General features: G+C 66.5%; 14 protein-coding genes. 3 read left to right on the top strand and 11 right to left on the bottom strand.

Annotated features, from left to right (window positions below; all coding sequences use genetic code 11):
- Window positions 1-36 precede the first annotated feature (36 nt).
- The 9 genes from tssH to AC3RCC_RS14570 form a co-directional block, all read right to left on the bottom strand.
- The gene (gene tssH, locus AC3RCC_RS14610; RefSeq protein ID WP_492255722.1) at window positions 37-2,724 is read right to left on the bottom strand and encodes a type VI secretion system ATPase TssH; all 2,688 of its coding nucleotides are present in this window, start codon (window positions 2,722-2,724) and stop codon (window positions 37-39) included.
- Window positions 2,725-2,736: 12 nt separating this feature from the next.
- A complete protein-coding gene (tssG, locus tag AC3RCC_RS14605) occupies window positions 2,737-3,849 on the bottom strand; it encodes a type VI secretion system baseplate subunit TssG (RefSeq protein ID WP_492255721.1) in 1,113 nt (370 codons plus the stop codon).
- Window positions 3,846-5,807: a type VI secretion system baseplate subunit TssF gene (gene tssF, locus AC3RCC_RS14600; protein WP_492255720.1), complete on the bottom strand. Its 1,962-nt coding sequence runs from the start codon at window positions 5,805-5,807 to the stop codon at window positions 3,846-3,848. The genes tssG and tssF overlap by 4 nt, the downstream gene beginning before the upstream one ends.
- A gap of 6 nt (window positions 5,808-5,813) precedes the next feature.
- The gene (gene tssE, locus AC3RCC_RS14595) at window positions 5,814-6,359 is read right to left on the bottom strand and encodes a type VI secretion system baseplate subunit TssE (RefSeq protein ID WP_291634807.1); all 546 of its coding nucleotides are present in this window, start codon (window positions 6,357-6,359) and stop codon (window positions 5,814-5,816) included.
- A gap of 184 nt (window positions 6,360-6,543) precedes the next feature.
- On the bottom strand, window positions 6,544-7,026 hold the full coding sequence (locus tag AC3RCC_RS14590) for an Hcp family type VI secretion system effector (protein WP_291634810.1): 483 nt from the start codon (window positions 7,024-7,026) through the stop codon (window positions 6,544-6,546).
- Window positions 7,027-7,182: 156 nt separating this feature from the next.
- The gene (gene tssC, locus AC3RCC_RS14585) at window positions 7,183-8,685 is read right to left on the bottom strand and encodes a type VI secretion system contractile sheath large subunit (RefSeq protein WP_492255719.1); all 1,503 of its coding nucleotides are present in this window, start codon (window positions 8,683-8,685) and stop codon (window positions 7,183-7,185) included.
- A gap of 17 nt (window positions 8,686-8,702) precedes the next feature.
- Window positions 8,703-9,239, bottom strand: coding sequence for a type VI secretion system contractile sheath small subunit (tssB, locus tag AC3RCC_RS14580; RefSeq protein WP_291634814.1), 537 nt, complete (start codon window positions 9,237-9,239; stop codon window positions 8,703-8,705).
- Between the two features lie 228 nt (window positions 9,240-9,467).
- A complete protein-coding gene (locus tag AC3RCC_RS14575) occupies window positions 9,468-10,901 on the bottom strand; it encodes a type VI secretion system protein TssA (RefSeq protein WP_492255718.1) in 1,434 nt (477 codons plus the stop codon).
- A 53-nt stretch (window positions 10,902-10,954) separates the two neighbouring features.
- Window positions 10,955-11,500, bottom strand: coding sequence for an OmpA family protein (locus tag AC3RCC_RS14570; RefSeq protein WP_291634817.1), 546 nt, complete (start codon window positions 11,498-11,500; stop codon window positions 10,955-10,957).
- A gap of 79 nt (window positions 11,501-11,579) precedes the next feature.
- Between AC3RCC_RS14570 and AC3RCC_RS14565 the strand changes: the two genes are divergently transcribed.
- The 3 genes from AC3RCC_RS14565 to tagH all read left to right on the top strand — a co-directional run bounded on the left by AC3RCC_RS14565 (window position 11,580) and on the right by tagH (window position 15,486).
- Window positions 11,580-13,478, top strand: a complete 1,899-nt coding sequence (locus AC3RCC_RS14565; protein ID WP_492255717.1) for a type VI secretion system Vgr family protein — start codon at window positions 11,580-11,582, stop codon at window positions 13,476-13,478.
- A 7-nt stretch (window positions 13,479-13,485) separates the two neighbouring features.
- Window positions 13,486-14,043, top strand: coding sequence for a DUF6931 family protein (locus AC3RCC_RS14560; protein WP_492255716.1), 558 nt, complete (start codon window positions 13,486-13,488; stop codon window positions 14,041-14,043).
- Window positions 14,044-14,106: 63 nt separating this feature from the next.
- A complete protein-coding gene (tagH, locus tag AC3RCC_RS14555) occupies window positions 14,107-15,486 on the top strand; it encodes a type VI secretion system-associated FHA domain protein TagH (RefSeq protein ID WP_492255715.1) in 1,380 nt (459 codons plus the stop codon).
- Between the two features lie 41 nt (window positions 15,487-15,527).
- Here tagH and AC3RCC_RS14550 read toward each other — a convergent pair whose 3' ends face one another.
- Both AC3RCC_RS14550 and AC3RCC_RS14545 read right to left on the bottom strand, forming a co-directional pair.
- Entirely contained in the window at window positions 15,528-16,301 is a 774-nt protein-coding gene (locus AC3RCC_RS14550; protein WP_291634825.1) for a hypothetical protein, read from the bottom strand.
- A 1-nt stretch (window position 16,302) separates the two neighbouring features.
- On the bottom strand, window positions 16,303-16,803 hold the full coding sequence (locus tag AC3RCC_RS14545) for a PAAR domain-containing protein (RefSeq protein ID WP_291645554.1): 501 nt from the start codon (window positions 16,801-16,803) through the stop codon (window positions 16,303-16,305).
- Window positions 16,804-16,990 lie beyond the last annotated feature (187 nt).

Here is a 16,990-nt window from a genome sequence, read left to right as displayed (position 1 = left end):
AGGCCTCGAGGCCGGCTCGGGGCCCGGCCTCGAGGCTCAGCTGCAGAGATAGCGGAACTCGCCGTCCTCGACCGTGACGACTGCTTCGGTCAGTGGCCTCTTCTCCAATTGCAGGTTGAGGATACTGCGCGACAGCGCCGGCAGCATCGAATTGGTGATGATGTTGTCGATCATCCGTCCGCCGGAGTCCGGATCATTGCACTGGGCGACGATGTGGGCGACGACGGCGTCGTCATAGCGGAAGGCGGCATTGTGATTGTCGCGCAGGCGCTTGCCGATGCGGCCGAGCTGGAGCCGCACGATGCCGCCCAGCATCTCGCCGGAGAGCGGATAATAGGGGATCGTGACGAGGCGCCCGATCAGCGCCGGCGGAAAGACTTTCAGCAGCGCCGGCCGTAGCGCCACTGCGAGTGCCTCGGGATCCGCCCGGCTCTCCGCGTCTCCGGCCATGCGCATGATCTCGTCGGTGCCGACATTCGAGGTCAGGATGATCAACGTGTTCTTGAAATCGATCCGCCTGCCGGTGCCGTCCTCCATCTGGCCCTTGTCGAAGACCTGGAAGAACAGCTCGTGCACGTCCGGATGCGCCTTCTCGACCTCGTCGAGCAGCACGACCGAATAGGGCTTGCGGCGTACCGCCTCGGTCAGGCGCCCGCCCTCGCCATAGCCGACATAGCCGGGCGGCGCGCCTTTCAGCGTCGAGACGGTGTGCGCCTCCTGGAACTCGCTCATATTGATGGTGATGACGTTCTGCTCGCCGCCATAGAGCGATTCCGCCAGCGCCAGCGCCGTCTCGGTCTTGCCGACGCCCGACGGGCCGCAGAGCATGAAGACACCGATCGGCTTGCCGGGATTGTCGAGCTTGGCCCGGCTGGTCTCGATACGCCTGGCGATCATCGCAATGCCGTGCCCCTGCCCGACCACGCGCTTGTTCAGCGTCTCGGCGAGGTTGAGCACGGTCTCGATCTCGTCCTTGACCATGCGGCCGACCGGGATGCCGGTCCAATCGGAAACGACGGAGGCGACCGACTGCTCGTCGACATGGGCGTAAATCATCCGGCTGGCCGGATCGATCTCGCCGAGCGAGTTGAATTTTTGCTTCAGGCTGGCGCGCGTCGCTTCGGGATCGGCCGCGGCGTCACCCGGCGGTGGCTCGGTGGCGCCCTCGCCTGGTGCCGATGCGGCCGCCTCGCCGAGCTTGCCGCGCAGCAGCGTGATCTCCTCGACCAGCGCCAGCTCGGAGGCCCAGTCGGCCTCGCGCATTTCGAGCTTCGCCTTCAGCGCAGCGCTCTCCTCCTCGATCTCGGCGAGGCGCTCATCCGAGACGTCGCCAAGATCCTGGTCGGCGATCAGCGCCGCCTTCTCCTTCTCAAGCGCCGCAAGGCCGACGCGGGCATCCTCGATCGCGGCCGGCACCGCGGTCTGGCTGATCGCGACGCGGGCGCAGGCCGTGTCGAGCAGGCTCACCGCCTTGTCCGGCAATTGCCGCGCCGGGATATAGCGGGCTGACAATTGCACCGCCGCGACGATCGCCGCATCCGAGATGCGGACCTTGTGATGCTTCTCCATCGGCCCGATCAGCCCGCGCAGCATGGTGCAGCAGCGCGCGACATCCGGCTCGCCGACCTGCACCGGCTGGAAGCGTCGGGTCAGGGCCGGATCCTTCTCGAAATACTGGCGGTATTCCGACCAGGTCGTCGCCGCGATGGTGCGCAAGGTGCCGCGCGCCAGAGCGGGCTTGAGCAGATTGGCGGCATCGCCCGTGCCGGCCTGGCCGCCGGCGCCGATCAGGGTATGCGCCTCGTCGATGAACAGGATCACCGGTGTCGGCGAGGACTGCACCTCGTCGATCACCGAGCGCAGGCGCTGTTCGAACTCGCCCTTCATCGAGGCACCAGCCTGCATCAGGCCGATATCGAGCGCGCAGACCTTGACCCCGCGCAGTGGCGGCGGCACCTCGCCCGAAGCGACGCGCTGGGCGAAGCCCTCGGCGATCGCCGTCTTGCCGACGCCGGCCTCCCCGGTGAGGATCGGGTTGTTCTGGCGCCGCCGCATCAGCACGTCGATCACCTGGCGGATCTCGTCGTCGCGCCCGAGGATCGGGTCCATCGCGCCCGAGCGCGCCTTCTCGGTCAGGTCTTGCGAGAAGCGGTCGAGCGCCGTCGTGCCCTTCGGCCCCTGCGCCTGCTCGGCGCCGGGCGTCCCGGCGGCCCGCAGCCCCGAGCCATCCATCGGCCGCAGATTCTCTTCTTCCGAATCCTTCCAGATCCTGGCGTGGCCGGCAGCCAGTTCCTCGACCGGGATCTTGCCGAACTCCTTTGAAATCGCGGTCAGCGCCCGGCGCAACTCCAGCGATTTCAGGGCCGCAACCAGGACATGGCCGGTGCGGATCTGCGTCTCGCCGAAGAACAGGGTGGCGTAGTGCCAGCCGCGGTCGAGCACGTCGACGACATTGTTGGCGACGCCCGGCATCTCCGTCTCGTTCTTGCGGAAGCCTTCGATGACGCCGCCGATATCGGAAGCCAGCCTTGCCATGTCGAGCCCGTAATGCTGGGCGGTCAGGCCGATATCGGTCGAACGGCGCTGCAGGATCTGGGCGAGCCAATGCGCCAGCTCGACATTGCGGTTGCCTGCCCCCTTGGCCTGGCGCAGGGCCTGGATGAAGGCTTCATAGCCGACGCGGTTGAGCTTGCCGGTGACGGCCTCGAGACTGATGTCGGCCATGTCTGCCCCCTGTCATCGGTTCTTCGGACGCATGTCCTCGGGCCGCGAATCCTGGTTTTTCCGGCTCCGCTTCTGGCGCATCCGTTCGGCCGGGTGGAAACGAGCATCGCGCCGAAGCGTCCCGTCGGGCACATTCCAGTTCGGCGCCATCCAGCTCGACCAGCCGAGCGCGCCGAAGCGGCCGAGCTGTAGCGGACGAACCTGTCCGACCGGCAAGGCGAGCTCGACATCCCATTCGAACAGCTCGCCGAGGTAGAAAAACACCGCATCGGCCAGAGGCTCGCAGCGATCGCCATCGGGCAGGAAGCGGCTGAACTGCTCGATGTCGCGCGCGACGATGCACAGCCTGAACTTGTCTTCGACGCTATAGACGCTGGCACCGACCAGGGCATCGCGCCCGAGCCCGCAATGGCCCCGGCCGAGCCGGCTGCGATCCGCCGGATCGAAGGCCAGCCACATGCCGACGAACTGCTCGACCTCGACCTCGATGTCGAACAGCCCGGCGAGCAGGCTGCGCAGGCGCGAAGCGGATTTGGCCTGCGCACCGCTCAGCCCGGCATGGGCGAGCTTTCCGGCATCCGGCACGCTGTCGAGGTCTTGATAGGGCCTGGAGCCCAGCCCGGCCACGCTGCCGACATAGGCGACGAAACGGTCGAGATCGGGCCGGTCGTGCTGCGCGGCCGGCCGGGAATCCGCCCAGCCCCGGAAGAAGAGCTGCAGGAAGCGGTGGTTGAAGATGTCGAGAAAACGCGGAAAGGCATCGTCATGCGCGAGCTGCCAGTGATAGCTCTCCTCGGTGGTCGCCAGCGGCAGAGCCCCCTGCGGCCCGAGCAGGCCGAGAAACTTGACGAAGAGCCGCAGCCGACCCTGCCCGTCCCTGCCCGCCTCGGCGAAGGTCGAGGCCGGAAAATCCATATAGGCCTGCTCGCCCAGTGCCAGATATTCGTCGCGCCGCGCCGCGACGTCGCCGATGCGCTCGCGCTCGGGAAAGCTGCGCTCGATGCGCCGTAGCACCGCATAGAAATCATGGCGCCAGGGCTCGGCCCGCAAGCTTTCGACGAAAGGCGGCTCGACACGCTCGCCCTCGGACGCGACCGCCGGAGGCCTGCCAGCGCCCGCGCTCACAGGATCCGCCTCGTGCCGGCGCGCGGCGGCCAGCGCATCACCTCGCCGCGTTCGACGGTGCGGATCACGGTCTGGGTGAAATGGTTCATCGCCGCATATTCGGCGAAGAAGCGGTCGAGCACTGCGCCAAGCAGAAAGACGCCGCTGCCCTCGAAGGCCTTCTCGTCGAACAGCACCGTGATCTCGAGCCCCCGCGCCGCTCCGGTGCCGGCGCGTTGCGGAAACCGCCTGACGACCGGCCGGCTGTCGACGCTCTTGATGCCCCTTATCCGGCGCTCCGTCGCCCCATCGCTGAGATCGGCGAAGAGCGCCAGCAATTCGCGCAGCGCCTCGCCATTGCGCCCGGCGCCGTGCTGGACGAGGCCGAGATGGTTGAGGCTGAGCAGGTTGATCAGCCGCCAGGCGACGACACCGGTACTCGCGGTCTCGGAGCGCAGCCTGAGTTGTGCGACGATCGGCTCGCGTGGCGGCGTCGGCCCGGCGAGGCAGGCAATGTCGAGTGCGACATTGTCGATCAGGCGAAAGTCCGCCCCACCCGCCCCCGTCGGCAGATGTTCCGTGAGATGGCGGTTCGAGCACAGAGCCCGCACGCTGAGCTCGGCCACGGCGTGGGCATCTGCGATCGTTGCGGGCTCGACCAGCGAGATGAACATCTCGGTGCCGGTATAGTCGGAAGCCCTGCCCTCCCGGCGCTCGGCCGCCGAACGTCGGCGCGGCAACCGGCGCTGGGTGTAGAGCAGCCCGGACGCCGGGGACGCCCCTTCGGGCGAGGAGTAGAGCGGAGCGACCTTCTGCTTCTCGCGCCCGCCGACATAATGGGCGTGGACGTCGAGAATGCTGTGCGGCTCGAAGTCGAGCATCCGGCTGCGATCGGGGACGACATGGTGTTCGTGCTCGTTGATGCGCACGGGTATGCGGTCGGTGGTCTTCTCGAACAGGTTGACCGCCGGCGCGGCATAGAGCGCGAACATCTCGCGACGCACCGGCGCCGCAAGCCGCGCATCGACCTCGTCGAAGACGAAAATCACGTCGACATTCTTGGATTTGAGCCGCGCCATGACCCGCTCCAGGCCGCGCAGCCGGAAGCCGAGGAATTTGCGCGAGAACCAGAAATATTCGCGCAGAAGGTCGAAGCCGCGGAACACCCGGCTGTCGGCCGGCAGTAGTGCCTCGTCCTCGTCGAAGCCCGGCTGCTCGAGCGTGCACTCCGTCGCCGGGGTGATCACCGGGTCGCCGAACTCGTCGAGATGACGGAAATAGACCCCGAGGCAATTGGAGAACAGCTGCTCATAGAGGGCGATCGCCTCGGCCTCGCCGCCGAGCAGATGAATGGTCAGCTCTCGGCATTTGCAGCCGGCAAACCAGCTGCTCGGCAGCTTGGCCGCCTGGGCGGCGCTGGGCTCGTCGGCGGGGTCGCCCGCGATCCGGTGGGTCAGCGAAAGCCTGAGGCCCGACAGAACCCGCCCGTCGCTCGGCAGGCCGAGCGCCTGGAGCGGGCCGGGTGCGGCGATATACTCGGCAGCGGAGACATCGAAGGGCCAGAGCGCGATGTCCGCTCCCAGCCGATAGCGGCAGGCGACGCGCCGGTCGCGCTCCAGATAGGTCGCATCGAGATAGGCTCCGCGCGGAATCCTCACCCCTTCGCGCAAGGCCGGATCGCCATAGGGCGGCGCGATCCCAGCGAGGAGTGCCGACGGCGTCGGCGCCAGATAGTTCGGGAGCAACTGCTCGAGCAGATTGTTGGTGAATTCGGGAAACTCGTGCTTGAGCTTGAGCTGGACACGGGCCGCAAGGAAGGCCGCGCCCTCGAGCAAGCCACGAACCATCGGGTCCATGTGCTCGCCGACCAGGCCGCCGAGCCGCTCGGCGATGCCCGGATACTCCTCGGCGAACTCCTTGGCATGCTCCTCGAACAGCCGAAGCTCGCGATTGTAGAAGTCCAGGAATTCTTGGTTCATGAGGCGCTATCGGTTCTTGATCGCGATCTTGCCGGTATCGAGCTCGACATCGGCCACGAATTGCAGCGGCACATTGACCGGCTCGCAATCCAGGTCCGCACGGACCAGGAAGCGGATCGTCAGCTCGGACCGGTCGATGCTTTCATCGCGCTGCACGCTGATCGACTGCCGGATCAGCCGCGGCTCGTAGCCGATAAGCACCTCGCGCAACTCGTCCTTGATCGAGCCCACCCGATGCTCGTCGATCGAGCGGTTCACGATATCGGGGAAGCCGTGGTTCAGCACGGAGCGCCGGACATGCTCGAACCCCGAGAGATCGATCGACGAAGCCAGATTGGTGGTGTTCACCAGCGCGTCGAGATCGGCCGCAATTTCCTGCCTCAGCTTCTGCTCGGTGATGGCAGCACGCGGCGCGGCCCGGCGCCCGGCGATGATCCGTTCGCCGCCGGCGTCGCGCAGATCGAGCGCGGTCTTCGCATCCTTGCTGCGATGCGCCTCCCGGAACGCGTACATCAGCGGCGGACGCAGCCGGTTCTTCGCTCTGGCATCCATCCTCACGCCCTCCAACCGCCAGCCGGGCGGCCCGGCGCCCGGCCCTTCTCCACGACACCCGAGGGAGCGGTCGGCCCTCCCAAGGCGCGACATTCGAACAGTCGCCCGGCGCCGGACGAAAGGCGGCCGCAGCGCTGCCGGAGCGAAGACGAGGCCTGGCCGCACAGGCGGCCAGGCCGTCATCTCACTCCTTGTTGGCCTTGATGTCCCAGGTCCCGGTCGAGGGCGCGCCGAGCGTGCCGTCCTCCTTCTGGAACTTGTACTCGAACTTGATCTTGGCGAAGTTCAGCGAGAACTGGTCGGTCGGCACCGGGTTGCCACCGGTCGAGTCGCCGGACTGATAGCTCGAGACCAGCAGGTCCTGCAGCGTCACGGTGTAGAATTCCTGCTGGTCCTTGCCCTGCTTGCGCACGAACAGCACCGCCTTCTTGATGTGCTTGCCCGAGGCGCAGGACAGCATCAGCACCGGCGACGCCTTGCTGACATTGGCCGTGCAATGCAGGTCCTGGAAGCTGACCTTGCCGGCGCCGCCGCCGGACCCTGCGGAATGCGTGCCCGAATTGCTCGCGCCCCAGGAGAAGGATTCGATCTCGATCGTTTCCTTGTGCTTGGAATCATGGCTCTCGCCCTTGATTCCCTCGATCTCGAGCAGGAAGTCGCTGGCCATCGTTCTCTCCAGTGTTTGACCGTCATCCGACGAAGTCGATTGCGACTGCGCTTCGCCCGCGGGGTGGTACCGGCGCGCGACCGCTCAGCCCCGGCGCGATCCGCGCGGGGTAGGCACAGGCCTGGAGACTCCGCGCGCCCGAAGGCGCGCGACGCCTTAATTCTTGGGCGCGGGCAGGCGCGAGACCAGGCTCAGGCCGATATCCATGCCCTCCAGCTGGAAATGCGGCCTGAGGTAGAACTTGGCCGAATAATATCCGGGGTTCTCCTCGTCTTCGAAGACGTCGATGCGCGCATCGGAAAGCGGACGGCGCGCCTTCGTCTCCTCGCTGGAATTGACCGGATCGCCGTCGATATAGTCGGTGATCCATTCCTGCAGCCAGCGACGCAGGGGTTCGCGCTCCTTGTAGGAGCCGACCTTGTCGCGCACCATGCATTTCAGATAGTGCGCGAAGCGCGAGACGGCGAACATGTAGGGCAGCCGCGAGGACAGGTTGTCCGAGGCGGTCGCCGCGACGCCGTCGGGACCGAAAAAGGCCTTCGGCTTGTAGAGCGACTGCGCCCCGATGAACGCCGCCTTGTCGGTGTTCTTGCGGTGGATCAGCGGGATCAGCCCCGATTTCGCCAGCTCCGCCTCACGGCGATCGCTGATCGCGATCTCGGTCGGGCATTTCAGGTCGACGCCGCCATCATCCGTCGGGAAGGTGTGGGTCGGCAGGTTCAGGACCTCGCCGCCCGACTGCACGCCGCGGATGCGGGTGCACCAGCCATATTCCTTGTAGGCACGGTTGATGTTGACGGCCATCGCATAGGCCGCGTTCATCCAGGCGTATTTCTCGCCCTTGTGCCCGTCGGTATCTTCCTCGAAGGCGAATTCCTCGACCGGCTCGGACTTCGCGCCATAGGGCACGCGCGACAGCACGCGCGGCAGGCACAGCCCCATATAGCGGGAGTCGGCCGCGTCGCGCAGCGATTTCCAGGCGGCATAGTCGGGCGTGTCGAAGACCTTGCCGAGATCGCGCGGATTGGACAGTTCCGTCCAGGTGTCCATGCCCATCAGCGTCGGGTCTGCGCCGGCGAAGAAAGGTGCATGCGCCGAGGCCGCGACCTTGGAAAGATCGCGCAGCAGCTGCACATCGGTCGCCACATGGCTGAAGTGATAGTCGCCGATCAGGCAGCCGAAGGGCTGGCCGCCGAGCTGACCGAACTCCTGCTCATAAATCTGCTTGAAGAGCGGGCTCTGATCCCAGCGCGCGCCGGGATAGGTCTTGAGATTGCGATAGAGCTCGCTCTTACCGACATTCATGATCTTGATCTTCAGCTGCGAGTCCGTCTCGGAGTTGAAGACGAGATAGTTCAGGCCGCGCCAGGCGCTTTCAATCTTCTGGAACTCGGGCGCGTGCAGCACCTCGTTCATCTGCTCGGTCAGCTTGGCGTCGAGCCGTGCGATCATCTCCTCGATCGTGTCGAGCACGTCGCCCTTGATCAGCGTGGAGTCGGCGAGCGCCTGGTTGACCAGGGTCGCCACCGCGTTCTCGACCTCGGTCGCCGCCCGCTCGGTCTTCGGCTTGAAGCTCTGCTTGAGAACGTTCGCGAACTCGTCGGCGTCGCGTGTCTCGGCGATGGCTGCGCCGGGTTGCTGGATTTGTGCTTCCGCCATGGTCGCCTCCGCCTCGCTCACCCGTTGCCGTCACGCTTGTTGCCGTCAGCCGATGTCTCGCCGAGCCTGTCCTTCAGCGCCGTCATCAGCTGCGGGTCGGCGAGCAGCGCCTTGATCTGGTCGCTCGCCGCCATCTTGCCGTCCATGTAGCGCAGCAGGTTGGCGAGCTGCTCGCGTGCCTCGAGCAGCTTGGCCGTCGCCGGGATCTGACGGGCGATCGCCGCCGGGTTGAGGTCGTCGAACCGCGAGAACTTCAACGCCACCGAGAGCTTCTCATTGCCGTCGCCGCCCAGCTTGTTGGGCACGTTGAAGGCGACGCCCGGCTCGATCGCGGCCATGCGCTGATCGAAATTATCCATGTCTATGTCGAGGAATTTGCGCTCGGAGATATCGGGCTTCGCCACGGCCGAGGCATTGCCCGAGAGATCGGCAAGGACGCCCATCACAAAGGGCAATTCGATCTTCTGGTCGGCATTGTAGGGGTCCTCATAGGTGATATGGACCCGTGGTGGCCTGTTGCGGCGAATGAACCTTTGCCCAGAATCTCCGGCCATCGTCAGTGCCTTTCCTCTCGATGCATCACGCAGAGGCAGCGTGACACCACGCCAAGTCACCAATCTCCCAATACAATACACAAATGCAGTCAGCTTGACAGTTCCCGTCGCGCTGCTTGGCATCTGCAAGTCGTCATCGCCGACCGGTCGCGATCTTGTGAAGTCGCGGCGGGCCGCCGGCCTGGGGAGGCGCGCCGCGGGAGCGCCGGCCCGGCACCAGACCCCGACCTACTCGTCCCTGCTCTGACGTATGCCGACTTCAGGAAGGATATCGCTGAGCAGCGACATGAAATCATGCTGCGCGAGCCCACAGGCCTTGTCCATCAGCAGCGGGATCGGGTTGGAGGGCTCGACCTGCCGGTAGAACCCCGCCACCGCCTTCATCCGGCCGACCGCCTCGGCGCGGGTCGCGACACCCGCCACCAAAGGCGCGCCGACCGGCGCCGGAGCGCCCCCAGCCGGCCCGGTCTCGTTCCCCTCCCCGGGCTCCGCCTCGAGCTCGGCCACCGCATCGTCCGGCCCCTCTTCCGCCTCCTCCCAGCCCTCGCTCGGCGCCTCCTCCGCGCCATCGTCAGGCTGGTCATAGCCATCCGACGCGTTCAGGCGCTCGAGCGGCAGCTGAAAACGCGGCTCGGTGCCGATTTCGAGCATCGCCTTGTCGACATGTTCGGGAAACATGATCTGGATCACTTCGATCAGCGACTTGCCGATCAGCCGCTGGGCCTGCCCGATCAGCAGCACCGCCGGGCTCGAAGGCTCGGCGCGGCGAAAATAGCTCAGGCAGGCGGCCAGCGCCGCACGCGCCTCCGTCACAGAAGCGCAGGAGCCCGGCGGCAGGCCGGCCGGGCCCACCGAAGCCGCGACCGGCATGCCGGCCTCGATGGGCTGATCCGCCGGAGCGGCGGGCATCCGCGCACCGACGACCGGCTCGAGAAAGCCGATGATCTGACCGACCAGCGCCGAGAGACGTGGAAAGCTCACCGCTCCGCCGCCAGCGCGCTCGCTCCAGGTCGCACGGATCCGGGCGATCGCATCACGGATCGCCACGATATGAGCGAAGGCGGCCTGCAGCTCCGCGCCACCGGTTTCGGCCAGCGCCGCCTGGATCGCACCCGCATCCGGGTGCTGCTCCTCCTCCTCGGGCTGGATCGTGCCGGCGGCGACGAGCTGGCTGCGGAAGACCAGAGGGCCGATCCGCCGGCTGATCAGGAGTGGCGCATGCTGCAACGGCAGCACGACCGTGGCCAGGTCGTCGAGGCTTTGCAGCGCCACCTCGCGCAGGATGAAGTCGCCCTGCTCGGCACGCGGATGCACCTCATCCCAATGCTCCGAGAGATGGTCGGTGATCAGCCCCAGGCAGGCGGCAAAGCCCGGTATGTCGCGATTGAGCAGGCAGAGCTTCCCGGCCAGCACCAGTACCCGGATGTCGCGGCTGAGCTTGAGTATCTTGGCGAGGTCGCCGAAGGCGGCGGGGAAATCGATCGTCGCCCGGTCGAAGGCGACCAGCCGGCCATCCGGCCGGGGCGCGAAATAGGATGTCGGCAGCGCAACTTCCAGATGCGCGATAATGTTCGTGAAGCCCGCGTCTTCTTCGGGATCGGGCCCGCAAAGGTCGTCCGCGGCAACCGGCCCGGAAAAATCAGCGAAATTCAGCGCCGCCATGGAGCCCCTCGGTCAACAGGCCGATGCCAAGCGGCCGCTGGCAGGAATGCGCGTCAATCCACACGAATCCGCGTCTCGACCCGGCGATTATCGCCGGAATAGGGATCGGCCACGATCGGCTTGGTCTGGCCGAAGCCGCGCGGCAGCAGCTTGGCGGTATCGACACCGCGTTCGCTGAGATAGCTCACCACGGCCTTTGCGCGACGCTCCGACAGGTTGAGATTGTAGTCGGCCGAGCCCCTCGCATCGGTATGCCCTTCGACCAGGAAGCTGCTGGCGGCGAGCTGCGGATCCTTCAGCGCCTTGGCGAACTCGTCGAGATTGCTCTTGGCATCGGGCTCGAGCACGTCCGAATTGTACTTGAAGCGGACCACCAGGTCGAAGGCGGCCGCTGGTTTCACGACATGACCCGCCTTGCTGCATTCTGCCTCCGTTCCGACGCAGAGCCCGCGCGACACGCCGAGATTGGGCTTCCCACCCCCGAAATGCTTGATGATGTCATCTGCCTTGTAGCTTTGGGCCTGTGCCGGCACGGCCGAAACCGCGCATAACCCGACGGCGAAAGCGGCGCTGATACTGACAAGGGCCTGCTTGCGCACGGTCTTCCTCCCGATTAACTTCAAGTCGGCGGTCGAAGACTGAGGGTTGAGACTATGACTCTCAGCATCCGCTGCGTCAATGTCGTACCCGGCCACAAGCCACGAGGTTTCGTTGATGCCAAGCGAACTTCGACAGTCAAAAAGACTTGCTTCCTTTACAACCCCATTGGGGAAAGACTTTTTTTCACTTATCAAGTTTGAAGCGCACGAAGCTCTGAGCGAACTATTCGCCTATCAGGTCGAGGCGACGAGCACGACTGCGAACGCCGACCTGCAAAGCATCATAGGCGAGAAATGCTCGGTCAAGATGACCTTGAAGAACGGTCAGGACCGCGTCTTCAACGGTGTTCTCGTCGATGCGCAATGGCTCGGCCGCGAGAACGACATCGACAGCTATCGTTTCGTCCTGCGGCCCTGGCTCTGGCTGCTCTCACAGCGCGCAGATTGCCGGATCTTCAAGAACAAGACGCCGCTCGACATCGTCAAGACGATCTTCGGCAAGGAGGACAAGGCGAGCTTCGACGACCGCGTCAGCGACAAGCCGGGCGAGATCGATTACTGCGTGCAGTATCGCGAGACCGATCTCGACTTCGTGCTCAGGCTGCTCGAGAAGCACGGGATCTACTATTACTTCAAGCATACGGATGGCGACCACAAGCTGATCCTCTCCGATGCCCGCTCGTCGCACGACTCCGTCACCGCGGCGGCCGAGCCCACCTTCGCCGGCGCCGGCAGCGCCTACCCGTTCATGCCCAGGGATGGCCGCCAGCGCCGCCCGATCGAGCACATCACGCAATGGTCGACGCTGCGCCGCCTGCGCACCGGCAAGATCGAGCTCAAGGACTATGATTTCGAGAAATCCACCGCCGACCTGACCGCCAAGGCCGAGGAAGGCTTCGCCCGCAGCAAGGCCTATGAGAGCTACGACTATCCCGGTGCCTATCTGGATCGCGGCAAGGGTGAGCGCTTCGCCAAGGTGCTGGCGCAGGCCGAGCAGGCGCAAGATGATCGCCGCCAGGCCATGGGCGAGGCGCCGAGCCTGCATCCGGGCTCGGTGATGACCCTCGGCGTCCACCCGGTCGGTTCCGAGAACGCCGAATATCTGGTGGTGCGCGCCACGCATAATTTCGGGGTTCAGAGCTATCGCTCCGCGAAGCGCGTCGACGACGCGATCTATCACGGCTCCTACGAGCTCCTGAAAGCCGACAAGCGCTTCCGCGCGCCGCTCGTCACCCCTTCTCCGGTGATCGTCGGACCGGACACCGCCAGGGTGGTCGGCGAGAAGAACAAGGGTGAGGAAGGCGATATCGACGTCGACAAATACGGCCGGGTCTGGCTGCGCTTCCACTGGGATCGGGAAAAGGACTCGACCTCCTGCCGCGTTCGCGTCGGACAGCTCTGGTCCGGCAAGAACTGGGGCGGACAGATCATCCCGCGCATCGGCCAGGAGGTCATCGTCGAATTCATCGAGGGCGATCCCGACCGCCCGCTGATCACCGGAGCCGTCGTCAACGACCAGCACATGCCGCCCTATGACCTGCCGGCCAACAAGACCCAGTCGGGGCTGAAATCGGAATCCACCGAAGGCTCAGGCAAGGCTGGCAAATTCAACGAAATCAAGTTCGAGGACCTCGCCGGCAAGGAGGTCTTCAGCCTGCAGGCGCAGAAGGACCACAAGACCGTGGTCTTCAACACCGAGACCCGCGATGTCGGCAAGGAGTTCGAGGGCGGCCCGACCGACTTCACCCGCACCACCCAGATCATGGGCGGCAGCGACAAGCTGCACGTCAAGGACGGAAAGCGCTATGTCGAGGCGGCGCTCGAGATCAAGCTGGTTTGCGGCGAGAGCACCATCACCATGACGCCGACCGACATCACCATCTCGTCGCCGACCATCAAGGTCACCAGCACCCTCAAGACCGAGGTCCACGCCGACGCGACCACCATCGTCACCGGCGGCATCGTCAAGATCAATTGAGCGCGCGATGACCCGCCTCCGCTTCAGCACGGCCGGCGAAGTCTTCGAGAGCTTCCCCGCTCTGCGCCGGCTCGTCGCCACGGCACCGGCGAACGAGGCACCGCTGGCCTTCCTCGCCCGGCTTGCCGCCGGCGCCGAGCCGAAAGATGCGATCGGCTTCTGCGCCTTTCTGCTGCCGCGGCGGGAAGCCGTCTGGTGGGCCCTCCAGAGCGTCCAGCGCATGCGCCCGGCGGGCGCCCCGGCTGGGCCGGCGCTTGCCGCGGCCGAAGCCTGGGTGCGTGATCCCGGCGATGCCCGGCGGCGCGAAGCGCTGTCGGTCGCGGAAACCGCGGACCCGGCCGAACCCGCCACCTGGGTCGCCTGGGCGGCCGGCTATTCCGGCGGCAGCATGCTGGCGAGCCATGCCGTGCCCTGCCCGCCCGACCTCACCGCCAAGACCGCCCGGATCGCCGTGTTAACCGCATTGGGCCGCCTTCCGACCCGTGAGCGCGATGCCGCATTGCGAAACTGCATCGAAGCGTGCTTTCGTCTGGTCGATGACGAAGGCGGCGGAGCGCGGACGTAGAGCTGGCGTGGCGATGCCGCCTGAGCGGCACAAACCTCGTGGCAGCGATACGGACATGTCCAGATGGCGCTGACGCTGACGATCGAGAACGAGACCTCGCTGCCCGATGGCGGCCCGCTCAGCGTGACGCTCAGTGGCGGACGGGGCCTCGATATCGGGCGCGACCAGCATCTCGACTGGGCCCTGCCCGATCCGACGCGCACCATCTCCGGCCGCCATTGCGAGATCCGCTTCCACGACAACGCCTATTGGCTGCGCGACATCTCGACCAACGGCACCTTCGTCAACGGCGCGGCCCACCGGGTGCAGTCGCCCTATCGCCTGCAGCATGGCGACCGGCTCGAAATCGGCCACTACATCATCGCCGTGACGATCGACGATGCCGGCCGGCAGCCGGCGGCCATGGCCGAGCGGCCGCCGGCCCCGCCGCCCCCCGCTGAATCGCTCTGGGACGGCAATGGCGACGAGGCGCCACCGATCGCGCGCCGCGACCTGATGCCGCCGCAGAAATACCGGCCGGTCCATGCCGGCTTCATCGATTGGGCCGCCGACATCCCGACGCCGGAGGAAACCGGGCGGCAGGCCTTCGCGCCACAGCCTGAGCCGCCGGCCACAGCCGCTCCGTATCCCCCTTCGCGCCAGGACGAGATGGCCTGGGCGCCCTATCAGCCGCCGCCCGTCCCGGCGGCCGACCCCATCGCCCCGATCCCGACGCCGCGTCGGCCGCCGGGTGCGCTCCCGGCCGCCGATCCGTGGAGCGAGGCACCACCGGCAGGGCCGCTGCCCGGCTTCGAGCCGCCCCTCCCGCCGCCTGCGCCGCCGCGTCCGCCACCACCCTCGGCAGCCGCGACCGCCGGCGAGATCTCCCCGGCCGAGTTCATGGCCCGCTTTGCGCGCGGCGCCGGCCTGCCGGTCGAAGCCCTGTCCTGGCAGGACCCCGGCGCTTTCGCCGAGCAGACTGGCGCGCTGATGCGCCTCGTCGCCGTCGAGCTGAAGCAGTTGCTGGCGGCGCGGGCCGAGAGCAAGCGCATCGCCCGCAGCGCCAATCAGACGATGATTCAGGCGCAGGACAACAACCCGCTGAAATTCTCGCCGACCATCGAGGATGCGCTCAGGCTGATCCTGGGCCGCCCGACCAGCGGCTATCTCAACGCCCAGAAGGCGTTCGAGGAGAGCTTCAGGGATCTCAAGGCCCACCAGATCAAGACCTATTCGGCGATGCAGCACGCGTTGCGCATGCTGGTCGAGGATCTCGATCCGCAGGCTGTTTCCGAAAGCCTCGGCTCGGAGCGCGGTCTCGACAGCCTGCTCTCCTCACGCAAGGGCAGGCTCTGGGACGCCTATGTCGCGCGCTGGGAGGCCAAGACCGCCCCTTACGAGGATGGGCTGGTCGACGCCTTCATGCTCTACTTCGCCGAATGCTATGACCGTGGCGGCCGCTGAAGGCCAACCATGCCTCGTTTCGACGCCGCTGGCACCGCCGCTCACAGCCCCAGCAGCGCCCTGATCGCCCGCGGCTCGAGCTCGGGCGGCGGATCGTCGAAGCTCGCCCGGTAATAATCGAGCATGCTCAGCCGCTCGAAATTGTTCCAGACCTCCGCGTCGCCCATGGCGCTGCCGCGCTCTTCGAGATTGAGAATCGTGTTGTAATCGGCGCTCCCTGGCTCGCCGAAGACCAGGGCTGGTGGCAGCGGCTCGGCACGCAACTCGCTCTCCGCCGCCAGGATCGCCGCCAGGGCTCGCGGTGCCCAGACCCGGTTGTAGGCATCGGCGACGTCGCGCTCCGGCACACCCTGCGCCATCAGAACCTGCCGGCAGGCATCGGCGAAGGCATTGGTCATGCCGTTGCGCTCGGCGATCCGGTCGGCCGCGTTGAAATTGGCGTGGATCGGCTCGACATAGGCGAACTCGTTCTGCAGCAGCCGGGCCGGCTCGCCCTGGAGATAGAGCCAGGGCATGGCGCCATCGATGACGATCTGGCCCGGCAGGAGATGCGCTGCCTGGTTCTCGCCGGACGCGCTGAAGAACTGCTGCTCGGCCCCCTTGCAGATCACGCTCGGCTGGCGCGAGAGCGGCAAGCCGCCCCCGCCTCCGGCGCGGATCAGCAGCATGAAGGCCAGTACCTTGGCGACGCGTGAATTGCGCGAGCGCCCATGCCAGACCGCCAGATCGGCATCCCGCACGCTGCGCTCGACACGCAGCAGGCGGAAGCGCTCATAGCCCGATACGATCCGGTCGGGAGAGCTTCGCCGCCCCATTTCAGCCGCCGATGATCACGGTCGGCTCGCCGAAGGCGATCTTGTTCGGCGGCCCCACGGCCTCGATGATGGTGTCGCCGACCCGGCAGGCGCTGAGGCTGTTGATCAGCACGGTCTGCGAGCCGTCGACGACGACGCCGGGCCCGTGCGGCGGGATCGGCAGAGGGGTCGCGCAAATGTGAATATCCGCGCCACCGGCCGCGCCGGAGATCATTGAGCCCATGCTGGCGGCGGCAGCGGCCTTCGTCGCCTCCTCGGCGGCCTTGGCCGCGGGCGCCCCCGGCGTGCCGGCGGCGGCGAGCGTCGCCGCCTCGGCCACCTGGATTGTGGTGTCCGAGATCGCCTTGGCCGCCTGGATCGCCGCCGCGGCGGCGGCCGAAACGCCGCGCCAGGCGGGCTTGCCGCCGATGATCACGTTGAAACTGCCGGGGCCGGGCTGAAGCACGCCAGGGAGCGGATGGATCACCGGATCGAGGATGCGCGCGGCAGGACCGGTCGGCATGGCCTATCCCCTTCGACTACCGCCACGGCGCGCAGGCCACGGCCCACCCGCAAGTTGATCTAGCGGGGGATCCGCAGACCTGCCGCCGCGAAATCTTTGCCAAAGCACGCAAACAGGTTCGGCGAATACGATGGCACGCCATGGTGACGCTGGGAAGCGAGCTGTATATGCTCTTGAACCAGCCTTG

This window comes from Allobosea sp. GW823-FHT01F03 (assembly GCF_058798075.1).
The sequence above is the reverse complement of the archived record's forward strand: the minus strand, read 5'-3'. Positions and strand labels throughout refer to the sequence as shown.

What these genes read in the sequence shown, in the direction of transcription:
- tssH (WP_492255722.1), bottom strand. Translation starts at nt 2,724, where the DNA reads ATGGCCGACATCAGTCTCGAGGCCGTCACCGGCAAGCTCAACCGCGTC.
- tssF (WP_492255720.1), bottom strand. Translation starts at nt 5,807, where the DNA reads ATGAACCAAGAATTCCTGGACTTCTACAATCGCGAGCTTCGGCTGTTC.
- tssE (WP_291634807.1), bottom strand. Translation starts at nt 6,359, where the DNA reads ATGGATGCCAGAGCGAAGAACCGGCTGCGTCCGCCGCTGATGTACGCG.
- AC3RCC_RS14590 (WP_291634810.1), bottom strand. Translation starts at nt 7,026, where the DNA reads ATGGCCAGCGACTTCCTGCTCGAGATCGAGGGAATCAAGGGCGAGAGC.
- tssC (WP_492255719.1), bottom strand. Translation starts at nt 8,685, where the DNA reads ATGGCGGAAGCACAAATCCAGCAACCCGGCGCAGCCATCGCCGAGACA.
- tssB (WP_291634814.1), bottom strand. Translation starts at nt 9,239, where the DNA reads ATGGCCGGAGATTCTGGGCAAAGGTTCATTCGCCGCAACAGGCCACCA.
- AC3RCC_RS14575 (WP_492255718.1), bottom strand. Translation starts at nt 10,901, where the DNA reads ATGGCGGCGCTGAATTTCGCTGATTTTTCCGGGCCGGTTGCCGCGGAC.
- AC3RCC_RS14565 (WP_492255717.1), top strand. Translation starts at nt 11,580, where the DNA reads ATGTCGTACCCGGCCACAAGCCACGAGGTTTCGTTGATGCCAAGCGAA.
- AC3RCC_RS14560 (WP_492255716.1), top strand. Translation starts at nt 13,486, where the DNA reads ATGACCCGCCTCCGCTTCAGCACGGCCGGCGAAGTCTTCGAGAGCTTC.
- tagH (WP_492255715.1), top strand. Translation starts at nt 14,107, where the DNA reads ATGGCGCTGACGCTGACGATCGAGAACGAGACCTCGCTGCCCGATGGC.
- AC3RCC_RS14550 (WP_291634825.1), bottom strand. Translation starts at nt 16,301, where the DNA reads ATGGGGCGGCGAAGCTCTCCCGACCGGATCGTATCGGGCTATGAGCGC.
- AC3RCC_RS14545 (WP_291645554.1), bottom strand. Translation starts at nt 16,803, where the DNA reads ATGCCGACCGGTCCTGCCGCGCGCATCCTCGATCCGGTGATCCATCCG.